Source organism: Limnohabitans sp. (assembly GCF_017848645.1).
Classification (GTDB): Bacteria; Pseudomonadota; Gammaproteobacteria; order Burkholderiales; family Burkholderiaceae_C; genus Limnohabitans_A.
The window spans coordinates 1-24,595 of record NZ_JAFEIF010000068.1 but is presented as its reverse complement, the minus strand read 5'-3'; the positions used below and the strand labels follow the sequence as shown (position 1 = coordinate 24,595).

Sequence of the window (24,595 nt, the reverse complement as noted above, 5' to 3'; positions counted from 1 at the left end):
ATTTCATTCTAGGCAGCAGGCTGGGCAGGCGCAAGACTGAAAACCTAGGGTTTATGCGGTGTCCAAGGCCATGAACGGCTGAGATGATGGCCTTTGGTTCCTCATGCCGACGCACCCTGCCTTGGCATTTTTTGAAACGCTGTATGACCTCGATCCTGATCCAATCGGCCAATGTGCTGGATGTTGAAACCCTGAAACTTTTACCTGACACCGATGTGTGGGTCCTGGATGGACTGATTCAGGCCGTGGGCCCCAAGCTGCCCGTGCCCGAAGGCGCACAAACCCTCTCGGCCCAGGGCCTGACCCTGATGCCCGGCCTGATCGACTGCCATGTGCATGTGATCGCCTCGCACCTGAACCTGACCTACAACAGCCAGCAGCCCAATGTGTTTGCCACCTTGCGGGCCATCCCGATCATGAAGGGCATGCTGATGCGCGGCTTCACCACCGTGCGTGACGCTGGGGGTGCCGACTGGAACCTGGCCGAGGCCACCCGCACCGACCTGGTCGAAGGTCCGCGCATTTTTGCCGCAGGCCGCGCCCTGTCGCAAACCGGGGGGCACGGCGATGGCCGCCCCCGCAGCGACGAACTGGAAACCTGTGCCTGCTCCACCCGCGTGGGGGCGCTGGCGCGTGTGGTCGATGGCGTGGACAACGTGCGACTGGCCGTGCGCGAAGAGATCATGAAGGGTGCCAACCAGATCAAGATCATGGCCTCGGGTGGCGTGGCTTCGCCCAACGACCCGATCCACTACCTGGGCTACTCCGAAGGCGAAATCCGCGCCATCGTGGACGAGGCCGAGCACGCAGGCACCTACGTCATGGCCCACGCCTACACGCCCAAGGCGATCCGCCGTGCGGTGGACTTTGGCGTACGCAGCATCGAGCACGGCAACCTGATCGACACCGACACATGCGCCTTCATGGCCGAGCGTGGCGCATTCATGGTGCCCACTCTGATCACTTACGAAGCCCTGGCCAACGAAGGCGCCAGTCTGGGCCTGCCGCCCGTGTCGGTGGCCAAGATCGAGACCGTGCGCAGCCAGGGCCAAAAGGCGCTGGAGCTGCTGGCCAAAGCGGGCGTGAAGATGGCGCTGGGCACCGACTTGCTGGGCGAGTCGCACCGCCACCAATCCGAAGAACTGCGCATCCGCGCCGGCATTTTGGGCGCAGGCGCCACCTTGCAACAAGCCACGGTGAATGCGGCCGAACTGCTGAACATGCCCGGCCAATTGGGCGTGATCAAACCCGGTGCCAAGGCCGACTTGCTGCTGGTGCAGGGCAACCCGCTCGCCGACATCTCGTGCCTGCTGGGGCAGGGCGAGAACATCCTGTCGATCATGAAGGACGGCAAGTTTTACAAGCAAGGCCTGCCCGCTTGAGCCCACGGGCCGATGCGCCCTGCTCGCTTCAAACGCTGAGGGGCGCTTCCTGCATCTGCTCGACTTGCTCTTGCAGCATCAGCACCTGGCCGCGCCAATAGTCGGGCGTCCCAAACCACGGAAAGTTGACCGGGAAAATCGGGTCTTCCCAACGCCGCGCCAGCCAGGCGCTGTAGTGGATCAGGCGCAAGGTGCGCAGCGGCTCGATCAAGCGCAACTCGGCGCGGTCAAAGTCGCGCACCTGCTCGTAACCATCGAGCAAAGCCGACAATTGCTGCGTGCGCTGTCCGCGGTCGCCCGACAGCAGCATCCACAGGTCTTGCACCGCCGGGCCCATGCGGGCATCGTCCAGGTCCACAAAGTGCGGGCCGCCGCCGGGCAGCTCGGTGGGGGTCCACAAGATATTGCCCGGGTGGCAGTCGCCGTGCAGGCGAATCAAGCGGCGTTCCGACGCACCTTCCGCCATTTTTTCTTGCACCAAGGCCAGCGCCGCCGCAAAGGCTTCGCGCCATTCGCGCTCGACTTCCAACGGAATCATTTGGTGCGTTTTTAGCCACGCAGCGGGCTCCAGCGCAAAGGTCTGCACATCGAGCGTGGGGCGGTGCACAAAGGGCTTGGCCGCGCCCACGGTGTGGATACGGGCCAAGAAACGGCCGATCCATTCGAGCACTTCAAAATCGTCCAGCTCCGGCGTGCGGCCTCCGCGCAAGGGGCTGACCGAAAAATCGAAGCCCGCACTTTGGTGCAAGGTCTGGCCGTTGAGCACCAGGGGTGGCACCACAGGGACTTCGGCCGCCAGCAACTCGGCGGCAAAGTCGTGTTCTTCCTGAATCTGTGCCCGGCTCCAGCGGCCGGGCCGGTAAAACTTGAGGACCACGGCCACGCTGCCCTGGACGGGTTCATCCAGGTGCGCACGGTACACGCGGTTTTCGTAAGAGCTGAGCGCCAGCAAACGCCCGTCGGGCCACAGGCCCAGATCGGTCAGGGCGTCCATCACCCGGTCGGGGGTGAGTTCGGCGTAGGGGTGCAAGGCATTCGGTTCTGTCATGCGCTGATTGTGACCGAGCCCATCTGCAATCAAGGCGCGGCTGCAATGTGTTCTTGTCTGTATTGGCCTCACCCAGAGCGGCTTTTTTGGCCGATAGCGCCAGGTTTAGGCCTCTGCGAAAGATCAAGCATTTGTCGCCCTGGTGAGAACCGATCCCAACCAGTTGATGGCATTGAGGCAAGGATGGAGGAAAATAAACGCATGTCATTACACCAACGCCGTCTTCGCCGGATGATCCATCAAGGCCTGGTTTACTCACTGTTGCTGGCCGTGACCATTTTGGGCCTGGGCGGCGTGGGTTTTTGGTTGATTGATCCCCAAATTCACAGTTTGTCTGACGGGCTTTGGCTGGCCTTCACCACGGCCGCCACTGTCGGCTTTGGTGATCTGGTGCCATCCACGCATGCCTCGCGCTTATTTTCGGTTGTGGTCGTGCTCTTGGGGCTGGCGGTTCTGTCGCTGGTCACCGCCTCCTTGTCGGCCATCTTCATGGAAAATGAAGTTGAAGCCGAGGACCGGCAAATCGAAAAAGACCTGATGCGCGAGATCAGACACTTGCGTCAGGAAGTGGCCGAATTGCGACGCGACATCGTCCCCTCCGACCGCCCGTTGCAACCCGGCGATCACTGACCGGTAAAACGTGCAGCGCGTTTTTCCACAAACGAGCGCACGCCCTCGGCCGCATCTTCGCTGCGCGACAAGCGCTGCTGCACCGGCAAAAAGTCGTGCATGGCCACCAGCGGGCCATGCTCCACCGCTTTGAGCACGTTTTGCCGTGTGGCCACCACCGCCAGCGGAGCCTGGGCGGCGATCTGCTCGGCGATGCGCATGGCCTCGGACAACAGGCTACCCGCGGGCACCACCTTTTGCACAAAGTTCAGGCGCAGGGCTTCGGCGCTGTCAAACACATCGGCCGTGAGCAAATGCAAAAGCGCATTGCCCATGCCTGCGCGCTCGGCCATGCGCAGCGTGGCCCCGCCCGTGGCCATGATGCCGCGCTGCACTTCCAGTTGCGAGAAACGGCAGTCGTCGGCCGCGACCACGATGTCCGCGGCCAGCATCAGTTCGATGCCCAGTGTGTAGGTAATGCCCTGCACCGCCACCACCATGGGTTTGACGCGGCGGCGGTAACCGTCCATGCCCAGGTTCAGCGGGTCGACCAAGCCCAGCGGCACCGACTTTTCGCCGCGCTGCATGAGCGGTGCAATGGTGGGCAAGTCCAGCCCGGCCGTGAAATGCGCACCTGCGGCGCACAGCACGCCCACGCGCAGGGCCGGGTCGTCGTCCAGCCGGGTGTAGGCCTCCCCCAATTCGCGGAACATTTTGGGCGTGAAACCGTTGCGCTTGGCGGGGCGGTTGATGCAAATTTGCAGGACTGCGCCGTGCACGCTGCAGTCGATCTGGCCTTCGGGGTGGGGTGGGGTGTTCATGACGCCATGTTAGAGGGCGGCATGGCCGTTTCGCGTTCACGAACGCGACAGTCTCAGGGTCTGGCTTGGCCAGCCCTGATTCATCCGCTGACGCTCAGTACTTGTAAACGCCCTGGCCGGTCTTGCGGCCCAAGCGGCCTGCAGCCACCATCTCTTTGAGTAGCGGGCTGGGGCGGTACTTGCTGTCGCCGAACTCCTTGAGGTAGACCTCCATCACGGCCAGGCACACGTCCAGACCGATCATGTCGGCCAGCGCCAGCGGGCCAATGGGCTGGTTGCAGCCGAGCTTCATGCCCGCGTCGATGGCTTCGGCTTCGGCCAGGCCTTCGCCCAGCACAAAGAAGGCTTCGTTGATCATGGGCACCAGGATGCGGTTGACCACAAAACCGGGCGCGTTCTTGACGGTGATCGGGGTCTTGCCCAGGGCCAGCGCCATGTCGTGCACCGCGTCGTGCGTCGCGTCGCTGGTCTGCAGGCCACGGATGATTTCGACCAACGCCATCATGGGCACGGGGTTGAAGAAGTGCATGCCGATGAAACGGTCCGCGCGCTGCGTGGCGGCGGCCAACTGCGTGATCGAGATCGACGAGGTGTTGGAGGCGATGATCACGTTGGGCGCCAGCAGGGCGTCGAGTTGCTTCAAGATCTTGACCTTGAGCTCGTGGTTCTCGGTGGCGGCTTCGATCACCAACTGGGCGCTTTTGAGGTCGTCGTAGCTGCTGGAGCCTTGGATGCGAGCCAGCGCTGCAGCCTTGTCGGCCTCGCTGATTTTTTCTTTCTTGACCAGACGGTCCAGGCTGCTGGCCACGGTGGCCACGCCTTTGGCCACGGCCGCATCCGAGATGTCGACCATCACCACCTGAATGCCGGCCACCGCACACGCCTGTGCGATGCCATTGCCCATGGTGCCTGCGCCAATGATGCCTACGGTCTGAATGCTCATGTTCTTCATTCCTTGAAAGTGGAAAACTCAAAAAGGAATGATCTTAACGGGGCTGAACAGGGGCTTCTCTGAGAACACGGTCAAGCGAAGCCAGAACACTGCCAGCAAGACCGTTCCTGAGGAAGCCGCCTTCAGAACCTGCGCTGGGCCTCCAGCCCCAGCAGCAGCTTGCGCCCTGCACCCGGCTCAAAGAAACGACCGTTGCCATCGTTCACGATCACCGAGCCCGCATGCTTTTGATCGCTCAGGTTGTCCAACCGCACAAACTCCTTGAGTGTCCAGTCCCCGCGCTCTTGCTTGAACTGCACGCCAAGGTTGAACAAGGTGTGTGCCGCCGCTGAATCGGTGTTCAGGTCATTGACCATCACGCGCCCCACATGCCGCGCCTCCAGCGTCACCCGACTGCCCGCCCAGCCCGTGTCCCAGGCCGCTTGCGCAAACAGCTGCTGCTTGGGCAGGCCCGGGATCTGGTTGCCTTGCGGCACTTGCACCTGCGGGGTCGCGTTGGGGCAGCCCGCCGTGGTGCAGGTCAAGAACGCGTCCTGGTAGTTCGCCCGCATCCAGGTGTAGGCCGTGGTGAGCGAGACGGGGCCTGTGCGCCATTCGCCCGCCAGCTCCAGGCCTTGGCGCAGGGTGCGACCGGCATTCTGGAACGTGGTGCGCCCGCCCGTGTTGTTTTGCACCACGATCTCGTCGTCGGTGCGGATGTCAAACGCGGTCGCGCTCCAGCGCAGCTTGTCTGCGCGACCACGCAGGCCCAGCTCGGCGCTGGTGCTGCGGGCGGCGTTGAGTTCAGTATTGAAGCCAGAGACGCCGCCGCTGCGGTAAGCCACTTCGTTGAGCGTGGGGATTTCATAACCCTTGCCGATGCTGGCAAAGGCCTGCACGGATGGGCTCCACTGCCAACGCACACCGACCACGGGCAAGGTGGCTGTGTAGTCCTTGCTGCCGCTGTCGTCACGGTTGGTGCCCACGATGTAACGGTCGCTGGATTCGTATTCGGTGCGGGTCTGGCGCACGCCGCCCATGAGTGTCAGCTCTTGTGTGCGCCACTCGGCTTGCAGGTACGGGTCCAGCGTTTGGGCACGGTTGACTTCGTCGCGGCGCAGCTTGCCTTGCACGCCCAGCGCGCTGCCCACGAAGTTCTCATAGCCTTTGCGCTTGTCGCTTTGGTGGTCGGATGCCAGGCCCGCGCTGAGCGACAGGCGACCGCCTTGCCAGTCGCGGTCATGCCGCCAGCGGGCGTTCCAGCCCCAGTAGTCGCGGTCCAGATCAATCACCCCGCCCGAGCTGCCTGCGGGCACTTGCGCGCCCGTGGTGATGGACTGGTATTGCACGACCTGGCGCTGGCCGCCATAGCCCATGAGCTCCAGCTTGTGGCCACCGCCCAACGCTTGCTCAAAGGCCAGGCCCAGCTGGGTCTGCGAGACGGTTTTGCGGGTGTTGAAGCTGAGCGCCCCCGCATTGGTTTGGTCTGGGTTGGCATCGAACTCGACGCGGCTGAGGCCTTGTGGGTCCAGCGCCGAGCTGCTGTGGCGGTTGAACACCAGCACCGTGCGCCCGCCTTCATGCGGACGCGAGAGTTTCATGTTGGCCGTGCTGCGGTCAGTCGCCGACTGCGGGCGCGTGCCGTCGGTGGCAAAGCCGCTCACGTCCAGCGCATACGACCAGCCCGGAGCCTGCGGTGTGCCGGTCTGGCCTGTAATTTGGGTGGAGGCGCGCCACAAGCCGTCAGAGCCTGCCACCACGCCCGTGCGCCACTGCGCGGGCTGCTGGCCGTCTTCGGTGTAGAGCAACAAAGCACCGCCCGACGATGAACCATAAAGCGCCGCCATGGGGCCACGCACCACTTCAACCCGGTCGGCGCTGCCCAGCGGGAAGTTCGCGGCCTGGCCTGATCCATCAGGGGCGCTGGCCGGGATGCCGTCCACAAACAGGCGCACACCACGCACGCCAAAGGTGGCGCGAGCGCCGTAGCCGCGCACCGAGATTTGCAGGTCCTGGGCGTAGTTTTGTCGGTTGCGAATCACCAGGCCCGGCACGCGTCCCAAACTTTCTGACAGGTTGACCTGGGCTTGGCCCTCGCGCAGCTCATCGCCCCCCACCACATCGACCGAGGCCGCGCCACGCCAAACGCCACCGCTTGATCGCTGGGCAGACACCACCACGGGCGACAAGGCCCCGGCGTCGGTATCGACCTCGGCCGCAGACACGGGCACCGACTGCGCCTGAGCGCCAGCGGCACACAGCAAAGCGATGGCCCAAGCCACAGGGGCCAGCCGCGGAGAACGGGTGAAGGTCAAGGGGGTGTGGCAGATGGTGGTCATGGATACTGCTTTCATGATCTTGGAGGGCGTTCATCGAACAGGGTGAGGCTGCCGATGGATCACGGACCTGCGTCCGTGAGCACTGAAACTTAAATCCATTGTCTTGTTGAGCGGAGTCCTTTGGGGACACCCAAGACAACGGTGCTGTGTGTGAAATGGGTATGGATTGGCGGCCCTATGGCCTTCAACGTGGCTGGCCGACCTCAATCGGAATCGACGCATACCAAGCCGCTAGGTTCTCAATTTCCTTGTCCGTCAAGGGCTTGGCCATCACCGCCATGACCTCGTTGGCACGTTTGCCGCTGCGATATTGCTTGAGCTGCTCTTCGATGTAGATGGCCGGTTGCCCAGCCAGGTGGGGCGCATTGGGCATGGTGGACAAGCCCAAGGCACCGTGACAGGTCACGCACATGCCCGCCTTGACCTGGCCCGCTTTGGCGTCTGCCGCCTGGGCCTGAAAAGCCAAGCCCGAGCTGATGGCCAATGCCAAGCCCAGCGCCTGAAAACCGAATGCTTTTGCTGAAAACATCTTCAACCTCTTCTTATGAGAAAAAAGGCACCCGCAGAGCGCGGGTGCCTTCATCGATCACGGCATCAGTTGCCGTAGGTCACGCGGTAAATCGCGCCCACGTAATCGTCAGAGATCAGCATGGAACCGTCTTTCATGACGGCCACATCGACCGGGCGACCGATGTAAGTGCCGGTTTCAGGGCTCAACCAGCCTTCGGCAAACACCTCGGACTTGTCCGCGGTGCCGTCAGCCTTGAGCGAGACAAAGTTGATGAGCGCACCGCTGGCAGGGCTGCGGTTCCACGAACCATGCGAGGCGACAAAAATGCCACCACGGTACTTGGCTGGGAACTGTTTGCCTGTGTAGAAGGTCATGCCCAGTTGCGCTTGGTGCGCTGGGAATTCAATTTGAGGAAACACCGCATTGGCGGGCTCTTTCATGTCCTTCAAGTCAGGGGCAGCGGAAGAGCCAGCCACCTTGAACTTGCCATTCCAGTAGGGGTAGCCAAAATGCTCACCCTTTTTGGTCGAGCGGTTCAATTCACCCGGAGGAATTTCGTTGCCCAAGCCGTCGGTCTGGTTGTCAGTCCACCACAAAGTACCGTCCTTGGGGTTGAAGTCCTGGCCCACCGAATTGCGCATGCCGATGCTGTAGACCTCGCGGCCGCTGCCATCGAAGGGGTCCATGCGCACGATGCCACCGATGCCCAATTTATTGAACTCATCCACCTTCTCGCGAGGCTGCACGTTGAAGGGCTGACCGAGGGTGATGTAAAGCTTGCCGTCCGGGCCTACACGGCAAGTGCGAGCGCCGTGGTTGTATGACTCGTGTTCGGTCGGGATCAGCTTGCCCTGCGGCACCACCTCGATCACCGCCACGTCGGGGCCTTCGTAGAAGAATTCAGCGGCCGGGAAGTTCAGCACGCGGTTGTGCTCGGCCACCACCAGGAAACCATCCTTGGTCCAGCACACGCCATTGGGCACCTTGAAGTTGAGCGACGGGGCGAAGGACTTCACTTCGTCGGCAATGCCGTCGCTGTTGCGGTCCGTCACGGCCCAAACGGTGGTTTTGCGGGTGCCCACAAACAGCATGTTGGTAGAAGGTGCGATGGCCATGTGCCGCGCATCGGGCACCACCGCAAACAACTCGATCTTGAAGCCATCGGGCATCTTGATCTTTTTCAGGTTGTTGCGGATCGCGTCGGCATTGCGGCCGGTTTGCGGCACCACCGGGATGTTCAGATCGGTCGTGGCAACCTTCATCTGCTTCATCGTGTTGAGGTTGTCTTTGCCGGACTGGGCATGCACCCCAGTGGCCAGGGCAGCTGCGAGCAAAGCAGCACTGAGTCGGGTCATTTTCATCGTCATCTCCTGTTGTTGATCTGTGAAATCGATGGCTTATCGCCGTTTGAAAAGCCTTTTTCCAAAGGCTTGACCACAATCAATTTAGGTCAACGCCAGGACATGCATCTCGGTAAAAACCCTTCTTTTTTGAGAAATTCAAACACTAACCGGTGAAAAAAATTCCCTCTTTTTTTGAAATAAATTAAATTCCCTTTTTTCAGACGGTCTTTTCAAAAATTGAGGCCGCTTGTCACGCGGGCAACAGGGCCCGCGTTTTATCTTGTGGCACTCAAATCAACGCCCGTAAGACTTCAACTGCGAAAACGCTTGCGCGTCAGCGCCAGCGCCACCCAAAACGACACCCCCGCAAACGCCGCCAACACCCCCACCAGACGCACCGGCTCGTCAGGCCAGCGGTCCAGGAACATAGGCCGTACCAGGTCCACCGCCACCGACAGCGGCAGCCAGTCGGCGATCGCGCGCACAAAACCAGGCAGTTGCTCGCGCGGGAAGAAGATGCCCGAGAGGAACATCATGGGCGTGAGGAACAGGGTGAAGTAGTAGGTGAAAAAATCGTAGCCCTTGGCCAGCGCGTTGAAGATCAGCGCCATGCAGCTGAAGGTGATGCCCACGCCCAGCAGCACGGGCCAGGCCACCAGCAGCTTCCAGCTGTGGCTGATGCCCAGGGCGAGCATCACCACCAAAATGGCCGTGACGCTGAACAGCGCCTTGAACGCGGCCCAGAGCATTTCTGCCAGCACCACATCATCGAGCCGCACCGGGGCGTTCATGATGCCGTCCCAGGTTTTTTGCACATGCATGCGCGAAAACGCCGAGTACAGCGCCTCAAAGGTGGCCGCATTCATGGCGCTCATGCAGATGCTGCCACTGGCCAGAAACAGGATGTAGGGCACCTTTTCGCCGTCCAGTTCCACTTGCCCCACCAAAGCACCCAGGCCGTAACCAAAGGCCACCAGCCACATGAGCGGCTCGGCGATGTTGCCCACCAGACTGGGGATGGCCAGTTTTTTCCAGACCAGCCAGTTGCGCTGAAACACGGGCCACCAGCGCATGGACAGGCGCGGCGCGGCCCAGATGTTGTTTTGGATTTGACTCATGATCAGCCTTCTTCCCGAATCTGGCGTCCGGTCAATTTCAAAAACAGGTCTTCCAAATTGGAAGGGCGGTGCAGTGTGCGCATGGCGGGCCAGGCCTGCAGCGCATTCATCAGGGCGCGGCTGTCCTGGGTGTAGAAGAAAACGGTTTCGCCACTCACCTCGACGCGCCCTGCCAGTGCTTTCAAGCTGGCTTCTTGTGCCAGCGCCACAGCGCCTTGGCCAAACACCTCGACCACTTCGGGCTCCAGGTGCTCGGCGATCAGGTCGCGGGGTTTGCCTTCGGCGATCTTGCGGCCCTGGTCCAGCACCAAGAGCCGTCCACACAGGCGCTCGGCCTCGTCCATGAAGTGGGTGGTGAGCAAGATGGACTTGCCTTCTTGCAGCAAAACCTGCAGCCGTTCCCACATGAGGTGGCGCGCCTGCGGGTCGAGGCCCGTGGTGGGCTCGTCCAGCATCAAAAGTTGTGGGTGGTTGATGAGTGCTCGCGACAAACTCAGGCGCCGCTTCATGCCGCCCGACAACTCGCCGGGTTTGGCCTTGGCTTTGTGGCTGAGGGCCCCGAATTCGAGCAGCTGCGGAATGCGCTCGCGGATCACGGCGTCGGGCAGGCCAAAGTAGCGGCCAAAGACCAGCAGGTTTTCTTCGGCCGTGAAGTCCGGGTCCAGTGTGTCCGATTGCGCCACCACGCCCAAGCGGGCTTTGATGGCGAGGGCGTCACCCGGCATTTGCAGACCATCGAAGTAGCGGATCTGACCGCTGCTCGGCTCGGACAAGCCCAGGCACATGCGCAGCGTGGTGGTTTTGCCCGCACCATTGGGGCCGATGACGCCCAGGCATTCGCCGGGGTTGATGTGGAAAGACAGGTCGTTGACCACCGTGGCGTCGCCGTAGCGCTTGACCAAATGTTCGACCGAAAGCAAGGGGGTGTTCATGCCCGGATTGTGCCCTTGACCGCATGCCTGAGCAGCTGGGCAGGTGACCGATAAAATCAAAGCCTTCTTCTGCACCGCGCCTGCGGCCCCTTCATGTCAAGTTCCCCTTCTTTTTCGGACCGCCTGGCGGTCTTGCCGCAGTACCTGATTCCCAAGCAAGCCCTGACCGCCTTTGCCGGCTGGGTGGCGGGCAGCCAATGGGGCGGCGCAACCACGGGCATCATCAACTGGTTTGTGAAGCGCTACAACGTGAACATGGCCGAAGCTGCCAACCCTGACACGGCCAGCTATAAGAGCTTCAACGAATTCTTTACCCGCCCCCTGCGGGGCGATGCCCGGCCCATCGCAGCCGCGGCCTTGGTGAGCCCGGTGGACGGGGCCATCAGCCAGTGCGGCCCGGTGGTGGGCGACCAGGTCTTCCAGGCCAAGGGCCACGGCTACAGCACCCGCGCCCTGGTGGGCGGCGATGCGGCGCTGGCCGCGCAGTTTGACAACGGCGAATTTGCCACGCTGTACCTCAGCCCACGCGACTACCACCGCATCCACATGCCTTGCGCGGGGCGTCTGACGCGCATGATTTACGTGCCGGGCGACCTGTTTTCGGTCAACCCGACCACGGCACGCGGCGTGCCTGGCCTGTTTGCCCGCAACGAGCGGGTGGTGTGTGTGTTTGACAGCGCGAACGGCCCCTTTGTGATGGTGCTGGTGGGCGCGACCATTGTGGGCAGCATGGCCACCGTGTGGCACGGCGTGGTCAACCCGCCGCGCCCGGGCACGGTGCGCGAATGGACCTACGAGATGGGCAACATCACCCTGGCGCAAGGCGAGGAGATGGGGCGCTTTTTGCTCGGCTCCACCGTGGTGATGCTGTTCCCGAGCGGGGTGATGCAGTTCAAGCCCGACTGGACACCGACCCGCCCCATCGTCATGGGCGAGGCCATGGGCGCTTTGCGCTGAACAGCGGGGCTCGGTCAGGCCTTGGCTTCTTTTTGCTGGCGCGCCAACACGTAGCGGCGCATGGCCACCGCCGGGGCGTCGGCGGCCACAGAAAACTCGTACAAATCCTCGGCCGGGGTGCTGGCCAAGGCCTTTTCCTGCAGGGCCAGGCCGTCCACGTCTTCCTGAAAAGCCACAAACAACTGGTCGTGCATGAAGCGGGTGGTTTGCGGCTCATCTTGCGCAAAGTCGCGCCCGTGCACGATGAAGTAATGCGTGCTGGTGGCTGTCTCGGGTGTGGGCATGTGGGCGGTGCGGATGCGAAACTGCGGACGCGTGTTCTCGGGTAAGTGGCAATCGTAAAAAGTGACCGACACCTCGTGCAGCCCCAGGCTGCGGAATTCGGAGCGCACGATGCGGGCGGCCTGGCCCTGGCCTGTCAAACCGGTCGGGATGCCCCACACGGGCGGCAAGGTGGTGGGCACCACGTTGCGCAGCAAGGCAAATTGGCCATCGCCGATGACGCTTTCAAAGGCGGCCTTGGCGTAATCGGGTGTGCCAAAGCTTTTGGCGTGCAAAAAGCTCAAATGCGTCAAGTCCAGCAGGTTTTCGTGCAGGCGCACGTAGTTGGCCTGCAAACTCAAATAGCCTTGCGAGCGCTCCCACTGGGCGTCGGCCATCCAGTCTTGCGCGGGCAGTTTGGACGCATCGGCCTGCTCGGCCTCCCCCATCCAGATCCAGACCACCGCGCCGCGCTCAAGGGTGCGGTAGGCCCGGATGCCCATGTTGGGGGGGCAGGTCGACTGGGAGGGCACCTCGATGCAGTCGCCCTCGGTGTTGAAACGCAGGCCGTGGTAAGCGCACACGATGGTGTCTTGCTCCAGCGTGCCGGCTGACAGCGGCATGGAGCGGTGCGGGCAGCGGTCTTCGAGCGCCACCACGCGGCCGTCGCTGGCGCGGTAAAACACCAAACGCCGGCCCAGCAGCGTGCGGGAGAGCAACTGGTCCTTGATCTCCTCCCCAAAGGCGGCCACGTACCAGTCGTTCATGACAAAAGGGGTGTGGCGATCGGCCAGGCGCTGTGCGGCGTTTTGTGCGGCGGCAATGACGCTGATGTGGGGGCGTGTCATGGGGTCAGTCTCCTGGGGCGGCCTGGCGCATCCGCTGCGAACGGCCTGTACGCTGCAGTTTAGGCCGCGGCATTTGGCTGGGGCTGTCCCGAGAGCGCCTGCAGCCGTGGCAACATCCGGGGATGCCGACTTCATTGACCCACCCCTCTCAAGCGCCATCACCAGCCACCTCGCTCAGCGCCAGACCACCCGCACAGGCCATGGTGCTGGCCGCCGGTCGCGGCGAGCGCATGCGCCCCCTGACCGACCAGACCCCCAAGCCCTTGCTGCGCGTGCGCGGCCAGCCGCTCATGCACTGGCCCATGCAGGCCCTGGCCCGGGGCGGCTTTGTGCAACAGCTGGTCAACACCGCTTGGCTGGGCGAGCAGTTTCCAGCGCACTTGGGTGAGCACATCCAGTGGCCCGGCGTACCAGAAGTTCACATCCGCTATTCGCACGAAGGCCAGGACTTTGGCTGTGCGCTGGAGACCGCTGGCGGCATCGTGCGGGCCTTGCCACAGCTCGATGAGGTGTTCTGGGTGGTGGCAGGCGACGTGTTTGCGCCTGATTGGGTGTTCACGCAGCATGCCGTGCAGCGTTTCACCGCCAGCACTGCCCTGGCCCACCTCTGGCTGGTGCCCAACCCTGCACACAACCCGGGTGGCGACTTTGGCCTGTCGGCAGAGGGTCAGGTGCTGAACCTGCCCAAAGGCAGCCCCGGCTGCGCTTACACCTTCAGCACCGTTGCGCTCTATAAAAAAGCTTTTTTTGCCGACTGCGGCCTGCCCCCTGGCAACCCCGGGGGCGTGGCGCTGGCCTTAGCGCCCTTGTTGCGCGCAGCGATGGACCGGGGCCAGGTGTCGGGCGAGGTGTATGACGGCGACTGGACCGATGTGGGCACGCCTGAGCGGCTGTCGCAACTCAACGGCGGCATCACCTGAACAGGCACCCGAGTGACTGTGTGGACATTCGCCTCCCAAGGGGAACGAACATAATGGCGTCTTCTTATGGGACTGTTCTCCAAATGACCGACACCACCCTGCTTTACGCGCAACGCCGTGCCCGCCTGGCTGCCCAATTGGGCGCTGGCGGTATTGCCATCATCCCCACCGCGCCCGAGCGCCAGCGCAACCGCGACAGCGATTACCTGTACCGGCACGACAGTTACTTTTATTACCTGACCGGCTTCACCGAGCCGCACGCCAGTTTGGTGATCACGGCCGAGGGCGAGTGCACGCTGTTTTGTCAGCCCAAAGACTTGGAGCGCGAAATCTGGGACGGCATCCGTTTGGGGCCAGACGCGGCACCCGCTGCTTTGGGCGTGAGCCGGGCCTTGCCCATCGGCGAGATGGCCGCGCACATGCCCAAACTGCTGGAAAACCGCAGCACCGTGTGGTACCCGTTTGCCATCCACACCGGGCTGGAAAGCCTGGTGAACGGCTGGCTGCAGTCGGTGCGCGCGCGGGTGCGTTACGGCGCTTTGTGCCCCGAGCAGCAGCGCGACCTGTGCAGCCTGCTCGACGAGATGCGCCTGGTGAAAGACGCACACGAACAGGACATCATGCGCCGCGCCAGCGCCATCAGCGCCCGCGCCCACATCCGCGCCATGCAGCGCAGCGCGGCCAGGCTGCGCGCGGGGCAAGAAGTGCGCGAATACCACCTGGACGCCGAGTTGCTGCACGAGTTCCGCCAAAGCGGTTCGCAGTACCCGGCCTACGGCTCGATCGTGGCGGGCGGGGCCAATGCCTGCGTGTTGCATTACCGTGCCGACACCGCCTTGATCCAAAACGGCGATCTGGTGTTGATCGATGCCGGTTGCGAGCTGGACGGTTACGCCAGCGACATCACCCGCACCTTCCCGGCCAACGGCACATTCACCGGGCCGCAACGCGCCTTGTACGACCTGGTGCTGGCCTCGCAAGACGCCGCCGTGGCCGCCACCAAAGCCGGTGCCCGTTTTGTCGACCCGCACGAGGCCACCGTGGCCGTGCTGGCGCAGGGCCTGCTCGATGTGGGCCTGCTTGACAAAAACAAGGTGGGCAATGCGCAAGACGTGATCGCCAACCGCAGTTATTTCCAGTTCTACATGCACCGCACCGGCCACTGGCTGGGCATGGACGTGCACGACTGCGGCAGCTATGTGGAGCCCTCGCAGGTGGGCCAGATCAGTGAGCGAAAGGACCCGCTCAGTGGCGAACTCATCAAGGACCGCCCCAGCCGCATCCTGCAGCCCGGCATGGTGCTGACCATCGAGCCGGGCTTGTATGTGCGCCCGGCACCCGGCGTGCCCGAACCATTCCACAACATCGGCATCCGCATCGAAGACGATGCCATCGTGACCGCCACGGGTTGCGAGCTGATCACACGCGGTGTGCCGGTCAAGGCCGACGAGATCGAAGCCTTGATGCGCGGCTGAAAGGCCCATGCTGCCGCACGCATCCGGGCAATTGCTCGCCATCCAGACCGGCCAGGTGCGCCCCCTCATGGTGGGTGGACGCAGACTGGTGTCGGCCATTGGCAAAACCACGGTCTCTGGTCCCATCGAGGTCGGGGTGCTGGGCCTGGCCGGTGACGAGCAAGCCGACTTGTCGGTGCATGGGGGCCTGCGCAAAGCGGTGTACGCCTTGCCTTCGGAGCATCTGCCTTGGTGGCAGACCCAGCGCCAGGCGCAGGGCGCGACGATGTTTGAAGAAGCTTTGGCACCGGGCTATTTGGGTGAAAACCTGAGCCTTCAAGGCGTGCGCGAACAAGACCTTTTTGTGGGTGACCGCCTGGACTTTGGCGACGTGGTCTTGCGCGTGACCCAGCCGCGCGAGCCCTGCGGCAAGTTCAACGCCGTCATGGGTTACGCCCAGGCCGCCAAAGACATGGTGCAAAGCGGGCGCTGCGGCTTTTATTTGGCGGTGGACCAACCGGGCCGTTTGCAAGCCGGTGCGTCTTTTCAAATCATCCCAGGGCAACGCTCGGTCAGCGTGGCGCAGGCTTTGCAGCACAAAGCCTGGAAGCATCTGCGTTGATCAGTTGCCATTTCGGCCCTCATTTGTGCGCAAAAGTCAAAAGCCAACTCACTTGAGAAGGGCATTACCCGGGCTCAAAGGCTTGAATCGCGGGTCTACAATGAAAATACCGCCCGACTGTCGCCCTGAATGTTGACAAATCCTTTGCCATTCCCATTGGTTGCCGAACCCGGCCAGACCTGACAGCACATCCCTACAACGGAGCCTCACCATGACCAACAAGGTCCAAGCCGAAGAAAAACGCGCCCAGTTGCGCAAAGCCGCCCTGGAATACCACCAGTTCCCCACCCCCGGCAAAGTGGCCATCGCAGCCACCAAGCAGCTGGTCAACCAGCACGATCTGGCCTTGGCCTACTCGCCCGGCGTGGCCGCACCGTGCGAAGAAATCGTCAAAGACCCGGCCAACGCCTTCAAGTACACCAGCCGGGGCAACCTGGTGGGCGTGGTGACCAACGGCACCGCTGTGCTGGGCCTGGGTGACATCGGCCCGCTGGCCAGCAAGCCGGTCATGGAAGGCAAGGGCGTCTTGTTCAAGAAGTTCTCGGGCATCGACGTGTTCGACATCGAGATCAACGAGAAAGACCCGGACAAGTTGGTCGAGATCATTGCGTCGCTGGAGCCGACCTTTGGCGGCATCAACCTCGAAGACATCAAGGCACCGGATTGTTTCTACATCGAGCGCAAGCTGCGCGAGCGCATGAAGATCCCGGTTTTTCACGACGACCAGCACGGCACCGCCATCGTGGTGGGTGCGGCCATCCTGAACGGCCTCAAAGTCGTGGGCAAGGACCCCAAGCAGATCAAGCTGGTCACCTCGGGCGCAGGCGCAGCGGCCTTGGCTTGCCTGGGCCTGTTGGTCAAGCTGGGCATTCCACGTGAAAACATTTGGGTCACCGACCTGGCGGGCGTGGTCTATGAAGGCCGCACCGAGCTGATGGACGAAGACAAGATCCAGTTCGTACAAAAAACCGAGCACCGCACCCTGCGCGAAGTGATTGCCGGTGCCGACGTGTTCCTGGGCCTGTCGGCAGGCGGTGTGCTCAAACAAGACATGGTCCAGTCCATGGCTGCCAAGCCGCTGATTTTTGCGCTGGCCAACCCCAACCCCGAGATCAACCCCGAAGACGTCAAAGCCGTGCGCGATGACGCCATCATGGCCACAGGCCGCACCGATTACCCCAACCAGGTCAACAACGTCCTGTGCTTCCCCTACATCTTCCGGGGCGCACTCGACTGCGGAGCCACCACCATCACGCTGGAGATGGAAATCGCTGCCGTGTACGCCATTGCCGAATTGGCGCAGGCCGAGCAAAGCGAAGTCGTGGCCGCCGCTTATGTGGGCGAGCCTCTGGCTTTTGGCCCTGAGTACCTGATTCCAAAGCCCTTTGACCCACGTCTGATGATGAAGATCGCCCCGGCGGTGGCGCAAGCCGCATTCGAATCCGGCGTTGCCTCACGCCCCATCACCGACATGGACGCTTACCGCGAACGCCTGCAAGGCTTTGTGTACGCCTCCGGCACCATGATGAAGCCGATTTTCACGGCCGCCAAACGCGCCTTGAAAAAGCGCATCGCCTACAGCGAGGGCGAGGAAGAGCGCGTGCTGCGTGCCGCCCAGATCGTGGTGGACGAAGGCATTGCCCGCCCCACGCTGATCGGCCGCCCCGCCGTGATCGCCGAGCGCATCGAAAAATTCGGCCTGCGCCTGAAAGAAGAGCTGGACTACGACGTGGTGAACGTGGAACAGGACGACCGTTACCGCGATTTCTGGCAGACCTACCACCGCATGACCGAGCGCAAGGGCGTCACCCAGCAGATCGCCAAGATCGAAATGCGCCGCCGTTTGTCGCTCATTGGCGCCATGTTGCTGCACAAAGGCGATGTGGACGGCATGATCTGCGGCACCTGGGGCACCAACCCGATGCACCTGAACTACATCGACCAGGTGGTGGGCAAGCGCAAAGGCGTGAACACCTTCGCCTGCATGAACGGCTTGATGCTGCCGGGTCGCCAGGTCTTCATGGTGGACACCCATGTGAACTACGACCCCACGGCCGAACAACTGGCCGAATTCACCATCATGGCCGCCGAAGAAATGCGCCGCTTCGGTATCCAGCCCAAGGCGGCCTTGCTCTCGCATTCCAACTTCGGCTCGTCCAACCAGCCCAGCGCCATCAAGATGCGCGATGTGCTGGACTTATTGCGCCAAAACGCGCCCTGGCTGGAAGTGGATGGCGAAATGCACGGCGATGTGGCCCTGGACGCCGCGGCACGCCAGGCCATCATGCCCAACGGCAGCTTGGTGGGCGATGCCAACTTGTTGGTTCTGCCCAACATCGATGCGGCCAATATTGCTTACAACCTGCTCAAAACAGCGGCGGGCGGCAACATCGCCGTCGGCCCGGTCTTGTTGGGTGCAGCCAAACCCGTGCACATTTTGACGCCCAGCACCACAGTGCGCCGAATTGTGAACATGACAGCGCTCACCGTGGCCGACGCCAACGCGGCGCGTTGACCCATTCAACAGGTGTGTGCACTCACATGTGTTCAAAATGAACAAATTGTCTTTGCCTGTTTAATGGGCATTCGCTTGCATTTTTATCGCATTTGATACACACTAGCGCCTTCGAGTTTTCGGGTAAACCCGGATGCTCCTGAAAGGTGTATTCATGAGGGTGGCGCAACAAGCCTTGGCCCGTCGGTGGTGGTTCGCCATGCTGATGGGCTTTATTTTGCTGGCATGCACAATTTTGGTGCAGGCACGTTCACCCCAAGAGGTGCAAGCTCAGGCCACGTTGTTGGTCACTGACTTGCCCCGTGAGGGCCAGACAACCTACCAAAAAATCCGCAAGGGCGGTCCTTTTCCCTACGAAAAGGACGGTACGGTTTTTGGCAATCGCGAGCGGCTCTTGCCACGTGAGGCAAGGGGTTTCTACCGCGAATACACCGTCAGGACACCCGGCGTGCGTCACCGTGGAGCCCGTCGCATCGTCTGCGGCGGCCCGGTGCCGACAGAACCGAAAGCCTGTTACTACACCGAAGACCATTACGCGAGCTTTCGCCTGATCGTTGACAGACCCTGATTTTTTTTAGTTCTCAAGAAAGACCACGGAGATGGACATGCCGACACGTCAAGACCAAGAGACGCCCCTGAAGGGCGTGCGGTCGAACATCGTGCAGTCGATTCGCGCTTACCGCGTGAGCGACCTGCAAGAAGCCGCCCAAGGCCTGGGCCACCACTTTTTGTATGCCAACCTGGCCGAAGCCCAGAGCAAACAAGACGTGTTGGACCTCATTGGTGCGCAATTCACATTGCCCTCGCACTTTGGCAAGAATTTCGATGCCTTGTACGACTGCATGACCGACCCTTTGCACAAGTCGGGCCCGCAGCCTGGCTTCATCGTGGTGCTGGAGCAAATTCCTGCACATGCCAAGTTTGACAAGGAAGCCCGCGAGCAATTGCTGGACATCTTCCGCGACACGGCCGATTACTGGGGAGACCGGAAGATACCCTTCCGATGCTTCTATTCTTTTCTGTAGCCCGTTCTGCGCAAAACAGCCAAGCAGGACGGGCGATTGAGGCACAAACCGAGGACGCCGTGATGGCCGAATCGATCGAAGACGGCGAAAAAATGCCCACCGACAAACTGGTGGACGTCTCGCCCTTGGCGCTGCGCATGAGCAGCCCATTCAACGCAGGTTACTGGCTCGCAGCCGCCTGATGCCGCGTTGAGCCGCGACCCAGCGGCAAGCCGCAAAAAAGCCCGTCTTCGACGGGCTTTTTCTTTGGCGCGGCGCTGCCCCAACGCGTCAGACAGCCTGGGCCAAGGCCACGAACTCGGACACTGGCACCTCTTCAGCGCGACGCTGCAGATCAAACTCCCCGGCAAAGCCCTTTTCGTCGAGCCACTTGCCCAAGGTGTTGCGCAAGATTTTGCGGCGCTGGCTGAAGGCCACCTGCACCAGGGTTTCCAGGGTTTTGACGTTGACCGCGGGCGGCTGGGCCAGCGGGACCATGCGCACCACAGCACTGTCGACACGCGGGGGCGGATCAAAACTCTCGGGCGGCACAAACAGCACATTGGCCATGTCATAACGCCACTGCAGCATGACCGACAAGCGGCTGTAGTCCGAGGTGGAGGGTTTGGCCACCATGCGGTCAATGACTTCCTTTTGCAGCATGAAATGCTGGTCTTCGATCACGTCCACCTGCGCCAGCAAATGGAACAGGATGGGCGTGGAGATGTTGTAAGGCAGGTTACCGACCACGCGAATTTTGCCCAAAGGGGCCGCCGTGGCTTTGGCCAGCATTTGTGCGGCCAGCGCCCGAAAGTCGACCTTCAGCACATCCGACTCGACCACCGACAGTTGCGGGTGTTCGCGCAAGCGCACGGCCAGATCGCGATCGAGCTCGATCACCGTCAGATGGCCCAGGCGCTCGACCAGGGGCTGCGTAAGCGCCGCCAGACCGGGGCCGATCTCCACCATGGGCTGACCGGCCACCGGAGCGATGGCGTCCACGATGGCATCGATGATGCCGCCGTCCGTCAGAAAGTGTTGGCCAAAGCGTTTGCGGGCAATGTGCTTCATTGGGCAGACTCGCGCATCTCCACATACGCGCGGCCGCGCACATCCTCGGCCCAGGCCACATAGGCTTCGTCGAGTTTCTTTTCACGCAAAACGTTGCGCGCCAGCGCACGTTGCTCGGCATCGCTCATGGGGGCATCGCGCCGATCGGTCACCTCGATCAGGTGCACCCCAAAACGCGAGACCAGCGGCTCGGCCACCTGACCGGGGCGCAGGCGGTTCATGGTCTGCTCGAACTCGGGCACGAACATGCCGGGGCTGGCCCAGCCCAGATCACCACCCTGGGCCGCGCTGCCGTCTTGCGATAACCGCCTGGCCGCTTCGGCGAAATCGGCCTTGCCCGAAACGATGTCCTGGCGCAAGGCGCTCAGCTGCGCCAGCGCCTTGGCTTGGGTGAGCTGCGGGCCGAGGCGCAGCAAAATGTGGCGCGCACGGGTTTGCGTGACCATCAAGGTGGCAGGCGCCTGCTGGCGCTCCAGCACTTTGAGCACATGAAAACCGGCCCCAGAGCGCAACACCTCGGACACCCCGCCCACGGGCACGGCCGCAATGGCCTGTACAAACAGCTCGGGGTAACGGTCTGCTGGGCGCAAGCCCAAGGCCCCGCCGTTGGCCCCCCGATCAGCCGTTTGCGAGAAGGATTTGGCCAACTCGGCAAAGTTCTCGCCACTGCGTGCGCGCCGGGCCACATCGCGCGCCTGGGCCTCCAGCGGCTTGATTTGTTCTTCGGTGCTGTTCTCCGGCACGGCAATCAGGATCATGGCCAGGTTCAGCTCCACCGGGGCACGTGCGGCTTGGGCCTTGAGTTGCTCTTGCAAGAACTGCTCGACCTCGATGTCGCTGATGCGGATGCGCGCTTCGACCTCGCGCTCGCGCACGCGTGTGAGCAACAGTTGGTTGCGCAGCTGCTCGCGAAAGCTGCTCAGGGCCACGCCGTCTTGCTGCAAACGCTGGCGCAGGGCTTCTCGCGTGAGCTGGTTGTTGTTGGCCACGTTGGCCTCGGCTTGGTCCAGCGCCTCTTCATCGATCGTGATGCCCGCGTCGCGGGCTTGCTGGATCTGGGCCTTGTCATTGATGAGTTGCTCCAGCGCCAGCCGCTTGGCCTCGGGGGCGTCCAGTGGTCGGCCTTGGGCCTGCGCTTCGCGTTGCAGGCGCGCGCTCAGGGTCTGCACTTCCTGGTTGGTGATGGGTTCTGTGTTGACCACGGCCACGATGAAGTCGACCGAACGGATGGCCACAGGGCGCGCAGCGGTAGAAGCCGGGCTTTGGGCCGACACATTCTGTGGCAACCAGGTCGCAGCCAGGCAGACCGAGGCGCAGGCGGCCCACAAGGCGCGGACAGGAAACAGTTGTTTATTCATAGTGCTGGAAACGGCTCGGTTCAACGGTAGAGTCTCGCAAGTTCTGGTAACGGGGGATGTTGTTGCGCAAGGCATTGAGTGGACTGGCCCCCACACGGGCCAGTCCAATGAATTCAAGCTGGAACAGCAAGCGGCTGGTGGCGGTGCTCACGGTGCTCTGGATGCGCTCGAAAGCGATGCGCCCAATCCAGCAGCCACCATCGTATTCCAGCCCCAAAAGGCTGTCGACCATGCGGCCTTCGGTCAGGCTGAAGTTCAGGCGGCCCACGCTGTACCAGCGGTCCGGCCCCAGGCCTTGGCCGGGGGTGCGGGTCCAGGCGCTTTCTGCGGCCGCATCGCGCCGCCCCAGCAAGTCCCCCAGTGGCCATTGCCAACCCAAATCAATTTGCTCGCTCACGCCCTGGTTCAAACGGTAAGCCGCATTCAGCACCCGGTAAGGGCTGGGGCTGTAGCGGCCTTGCAAGGTGCTGCGGCTGACGCGGTCGGTCTGGCTGTTGACCTGTACCGTGGCATCCAGCGCCCAGCGGTCATCCCAGCGCACACCCGCGCCGAGCAACAAGTCGCTCAGGCCAGCAGCGGCAGCGCTCTGGCCGGGCAACACCACACGCTGGTCAGAAAAACGGATGCGCTGGGCCATGCCCACACGCAGCATTTCAGCACCGTTGTTCGCATCAAAAAACCGGCTGGTCACGCCCAAGGTCAAGGCATCGTTGTCCACCAGACGGTCGTGGCCCACATAGGCGTTTTCGCTGTAGATGGTGGACAAATTGAAATCGGTGGCACCCGTGTCGTACACCGGCAAAAGGCTTTGGTCCCGAAACGGTGTGCGCGCATAAAAAGCACGCGGCTCCAGGGTTTGCGTGACGCCCCGACCAAACCACTGGGTCTCGCGCTCGTACACCAGGCCCGAATCCAGCGAGAAGGTGGGCAGAACCCGGTTGGCCGAGCGCTCGCCCGAGTCGAGCGGCTGGTCGAGCTGGTAACGGGTGGCATGCAGCTGCAGTTTGGGTGTGACAAAGCCCCAAGGGCGGATCCAGGGGCGGCTGACTTGCCCCAGCACAAAGCTGCGCTCGCCATTGCGGGGCACGGGGCGCTGCGCCGTACTGGCCACCGGGATGCGGTCGTAGCTGGCCTCAAATCGGGTGGTGTCGGCCTGCACCGACCAGTCCAGGCCATCGGCCTGCCACTGCCCGTAGCGCAGCCCGATTTGGGGTGCACGGTCATAGGGGGGGGTGATCGGCGCGTTGATGTCCTGCAGGGTTTGCCAACGCTGCACCTGTGCGCTCATGCTCAGGTTCCCACGCCCCCAGCTCAGGACCCCTGTAGAGGGCAGCAAACGTTGGGTCAAGGCCAGACCCGAGCGCGGGAAATCTCGCCAATAGTTGTCGTCGCTGACCCGGTTCAGGTTCAGGCCCAGACCGATGCGCCCTACGCTGTCCAAGCCCGTGTCCAGACTGCCATTGTGCTGGCTGGACCAGCCCCAGCGAGCCTGGTCGCGCAGGCTGTCGGTGGGCATCAGGTTCAGCCGCGCCTGGCCGCTGTAGTCGCTCTCGAGATAACGGAACTCGGTGTCCACCGCCACGCCGCGTTTGCTCATGAGGTGGGTGGTCACGGTGGCATCGCGGTTGGGCGCAATGTCGAAATAATAGGGTTGTGCCAGCTCCACGCCATTGTTGGTGGTGATGCCCACCACAGGCGGCAACAGGCCCGACTTGCGCTCGCTGGTCATCGGAAAGGAGACGGCGGGAATGCCCAGCACCGGCACGTCCTGAAAGCGCAATTGCACCCCCTCGGCCCGCACGGTGGACTCCTCTTCGTCCAGATTCAATCGGGTGGCTTTGAGCACCCAGGCCGGCAACCACTCCGGCCCGGGCGTGCGCCTGCAGGTGGTGTAACTGGCCTCGCGCACGATGGCGCGTTGTTCATCGACAAAATCGATCTGCGCCGCCTGCCCATAGGCGCCACTTTTGTAAAGCTCAAACGTAGGCTGCGTCAGCGTGCCCTGGAAACTGTCAATCTGCAGTGTGAGCTGGGGGCCGGTCAACAAGCTGCCCGGTCGGCTCAGGCGCACCTGCCCTGTGGCCTCGACCACGTCCTGGCTTTGGTCAAAAGACAGTCGCCCGGCCTGAACGCTCACGCCCGGCTTGCGCAGGCTGGCCTCGCCCTCAATGACCACGTCCAGATCGGGGCGCACGCGCAGTCGCTGGCCTTGCAGGTAAACCGCCCCCTCTTGCTCCTGGCGCGGCGAGATGGCTTCTTCCAGTAGGGGGCTGCTGCGCAAGACAAGGCCCGGCAAAGGGGCTGCGGCCTGCGTGGGCGTCTGGGTTTGGGCTTGCGCCACACCCACCGCACCGCCCATCATGAGACCGTGGACCACGAACAGGACCGCCCACACCACCGCCCGCAAAGGGACATGGGCAACTGGGGGCTGCGAGCAAGGGACGGGAAAAAGGGGCACGGCGAAGGAGCAGGGTTGGGACACGCGAGAACTAAGGGCAAAGCGCCTGTTGTGGGCTTTGTAAAATGGGATTATCCATGAGCCATCCCACCC

Annotated in this window: 22 protein-coding genes; 10 read left to right on the top strand and 12 right to left on the bottom strand. The window is 62.6% G+C overall.

Translation table 11 applies throughout. The features are described 5' to 3' along the window. The first annotated feature begins 143 nt into the window (after positions 1–143). Positions 144–1,382, top strand: coding sequence for an amidohydrolase family protein (locus QZ190_RS14395; RefSeq protein WP_291917486.1), 1,239 nt, complete (start codon positions 144–146; stop codon positions 1,380–1,382). A 28-nt stretch (positions 1,383–1,410) separates the two neighbouring features. Here the strand turns inward: QZ190_RS14395 and QZ190_RS14390 are convergent, their stop codons facing one another. Next, on the bottom strand, positions 1,411–2,430 hold the full coding sequence (locus QZ190_RS14390) for a serine/threonine protein kinase (protein ID WP_291917483.1): 1,020 nt from the start codon (positions 2,428–2,430) through the stop codon (positions 1,411–1,413). 9 nt (positions 2,431–2,439) lie between these two features. On the opposite strand from QZ190_RS14390, the gene QZ190_RS14385 reads away from it, so the two are divergent. Next, positions 2,440–3,060 (top strand): potassium channel family protein, encoded by a 621-nt coding sequence (locus tag QZ190_RS14385; RefSeq protein WP_291917481.1) that lies wholly within the window; start codon positions 2,440–2,442, stop codon positions 3,058–3,060. Here QZ190_RS14385 and QZ190_RS14380 read toward each other — a convergent pair. The 7 genes from QZ190_RS14380 to QZ190_RS14350 all read right to left on the bottom strand — a co-directional run bounded on the left by QZ190_RS14380 (position 3,054) and on the right by QZ190_RS14350 (position 11,034). Beyond that, positions 3,054–3,860, bottom strand: a complete 807-nt coding sequence (locus tag QZ190_RS14380; RefSeq protein WP_291917479.1) for a crotonase/enoyl-CoA hydratase family protein — start codon at positions 3,858–3,860, stop codon at positions 3,054–3,056. The two genes, QZ190_RS14385 and QZ190_RS14380, sit on opposite strands and share 7 nt — an antisense overlap. Positions 3,861–3,954: 94 nt before the next feature. Continuing rightward, positions 3,955–4,803, bottom strand: a complete 849-nt coding sequence (locus QZ190_RS14375; protein ID WP_291917477.1) for a 3-hydroxybutyryl-CoA dehydrogenase — start codon at positions 4,801–4,803, stop codon at positions 3,955–3,957. A 131-nt stretch (positions 4,804–4,934) separates the two neighbouring features. Further along, positions 4,935–7,130, bottom strand: a complete 2,196-nt coding sequence (locus tag QZ190_RS14370; protein ID WP_291917475.1) for a TonB-dependent receptor — start codon at positions 7,128–7,130, stop codon at positions 4,935–4,937. Between the two features lie 184 nt (positions 7,131–7,314). Further along, positions 7,315–7,659: a cytochrome c gene (locus QZ190_RS14365; RefSeq protein ID WP_291917473.1), complete on the bottom strand. Its 345-nt coding sequence runs from the start codon at positions 7,657–7,659 to the stop codon at positions 7,315–7,317. A 65-nt stretch (positions 7,660–7,724) separates the two neighbouring features. Further along, complete coding sequence (locus tag QZ190_RS14360; RefSeq protein ID WP_291917471.1) at positions 7,725–9,008, bottom strand: PQQ-dependent sugar dehydrogenase; 1,284 nt, start codon at positions 9,006–9,008, stop codon at positions 7,725–7,727. A gap of 287 nt (positions 9,009–9,295) precedes the next feature. Next, complete coding sequence (locus tag QZ190_RS14355) at positions 9,296–10,102, bottom strand: ABC transporter permease (RefSeq protein WP_291917467.1); 807 nt, start codon at positions 10,100–10,102, stop codon at positions 9,296–9,298. A gap of 2 nt (positions 10,103–10,104) precedes the next feature. Beyond that, positions 10,105–11,034 (bottom strand): ATP-binding cassette domain-containing protein, encoded by a 930-nt coding sequence (locus QZ190_RS14350; RefSeq protein ID WP_291917465.1) that lies wholly within the window; start codon positions 11,032–11,034, stop codon positions 10,105–10,107. Positions 11,035–11,127: 93 nt separating this feature from the next. On the opposite strand from QZ190_RS14350, the gene asd reads away from it, so the two are divergent. Continuing rightward, positions 11,128–11,991, top strand: a complete 864-nt coding sequence (gene asd, locus QZ190_RS14345; RefSeq protein WP_291917462.1) for an archaetidylserine decarboxylase — start codon at positions 11,128–11,130, stop codon at positions 11,989–11,991. A 14-nt stretch (positions 11,992–12,005) separates the two neighbouring features. Here the strand turns inward: asd and QZ190_RS14340 are convergent, their stop codons facing one another. Beyond that, positions 12,006–13,100 (bottom strand): aromatic ring-hydroxylating dioxygenase subunit alpha, encoded by a 1,095-nt coding sequence (locus QZ190_RS14340; RefSeq protein WP_291917459.1) that lies wholly within the window; start codon positions 13,098–13,100, stop codon positions 12,006–12,008. A gap of 200 nt (positions 13,101–13,300) precedes the next feature. Here QZ190_RS14340 and QZ190_RS14335 point away from each other — a divergent pair, with 200 nt between their 5' ends. From QZ190_RS14335 to QZ190_RS14305, 7 genes are all read left to right on the top strand, one after another. Next, the gene (locus QZ190_RS14335) at positions 13,301–14,020 is read left to right on the top strand and encodes a nucleotidyltransferase family protein (RefSeq protein WP_291917517.1); all 720 of its coding nucleotides are present in this window, start codon (positions 13,301–13,303) and stop codon (positions 14,018–14,020) included. Positions 14,021–14,103: 83 nt separating this feature from the next. Further along, a complete protein-coding gene (locus QZ190_RS14330) occupies positions 14,104–15,495 on the top strand; it encodes an aminopeptidase P N-terminal domain-containing protein (protein WP_291917456.1) in 1,392 nt (463 codons plus the stop codon). A gap of 7 nt (positions 15,496–15,502) precedes the next feature. Beyond that, on the top strand, positions 15,503–16,096 hold the full coding sequence (locus QZ190_RS14325) for an MOSC domain-containing protein (RefSeq protein WP_291917453.1): 594 nt from the start codon (positions 15,503–15,505) through the stop codon (positions 16,094–16,096). Positions 16,097–16,307: 211 nt separating this feature from the next. After that, a complete protein-coding gene (locus QZ190_RS14320; protein ID WP_291917450.1) occupies positions 16,308–18,611 on the top strand; it encodes an NADP-dependent malic enzyme in 2,304 nt (767 codons plus the stop codon). A 154-nt stretch (positions 18,612–18,765) separates the two neighbouring features. Continuing rightward, on the top strand, positions 18,766–19,179 hold the full coding sequence (locus tag QZ190_RS14315; protein ID WP_291917447.1) for a ribonuclease: 414 nt from the start codon (positions 18,766–18,768) through the stop codon (positions 19,177–19,179). A 31-nt stretch (positions 19,180–19,210) separates the two neighbouring features. Further along, positions 19,211–19,636 carry a barstar family protein gene (locus QZ190_RS14310; RefSeq protein ID WP_291917444.1) on the top strand — a complete coding sequence of 142 codons (426 nt, stop codon included), beginning with the start codon at positions 19,211–19,213 and terminating at the stop codon, positions 19,634–19,636. Then, a complete protein-coding gene (locus tag QZ190_RS14305) occupies positions 19,615–19,818 on the top strand; it encodes a hypothetical protein (RefSeq protein ID WP_291917442.1) in 204 nt (67 codons plus the stop codon). The genes QZ190_RS14310 and QZ190_RS14305 overlap by 22 nt, the downstream gene beginning before the upstream one ends. Before the next feature lie 88 nt (positions 19,819–19,906). Here QZ190_RS14305 and rsmA read toward each other — a convergent pair whose 3' ends face one another. Genes rsmA through QZ190_RS14290 form a run of 3 tightly spaced genes read right to left on the bottom strand, consistent with a single transcriptional unit; the run spans position 19,907 to position 24,421 of the window. Further along, positions 19,907–20,686, bottom strand: a complete 780-nt coding sequence (gene rsmA / locus QZ190_RS14300) for a 16S rRNA (adenine(1518)-N(6)/adenine(1519)-N(6))-dimethyltransferase RsmA (RefSeq protein WP_291917440.1) — start codon at positions 20,684–20,686, stop codon at positions 19,907–19,909. Beyond that, positions 20,683–22,044 carry a peptidylprolyl isomerase gene (locus QZ190_RS14295; protein WP_291917437.1) on the bottom strand — a complete coding sequence of 454 codons (1,362 nt, stop codon included), beginning with the start codon at positions 22,042–22,044 and terminating at the stop codon, positions 20,683–20,685. Before QZ190_RS14295 ends, rsmA begins: the two co-directional genes overlap by 4 nt. Beyond that, positions 22,037–24,421 carry an LPS assembly protein LptD gene (locus QZ190_RS14290; RefSeq protein WP_291917434.1) on the bottom strand — a complete coding sequence of 795 codons (2,385 nt, stop codon included), beginning with the start codon at positions 24,419–24,421 and terminating at the stop codon, positions 22,037–22,039. Before QZ190_RS14290 ends, QZ190_RS14295 begins: the two co-directional genes overlap by 8 nt. Between the last annotated feature and the right edge of the window lie 174 nt (positions 24,422–24,595).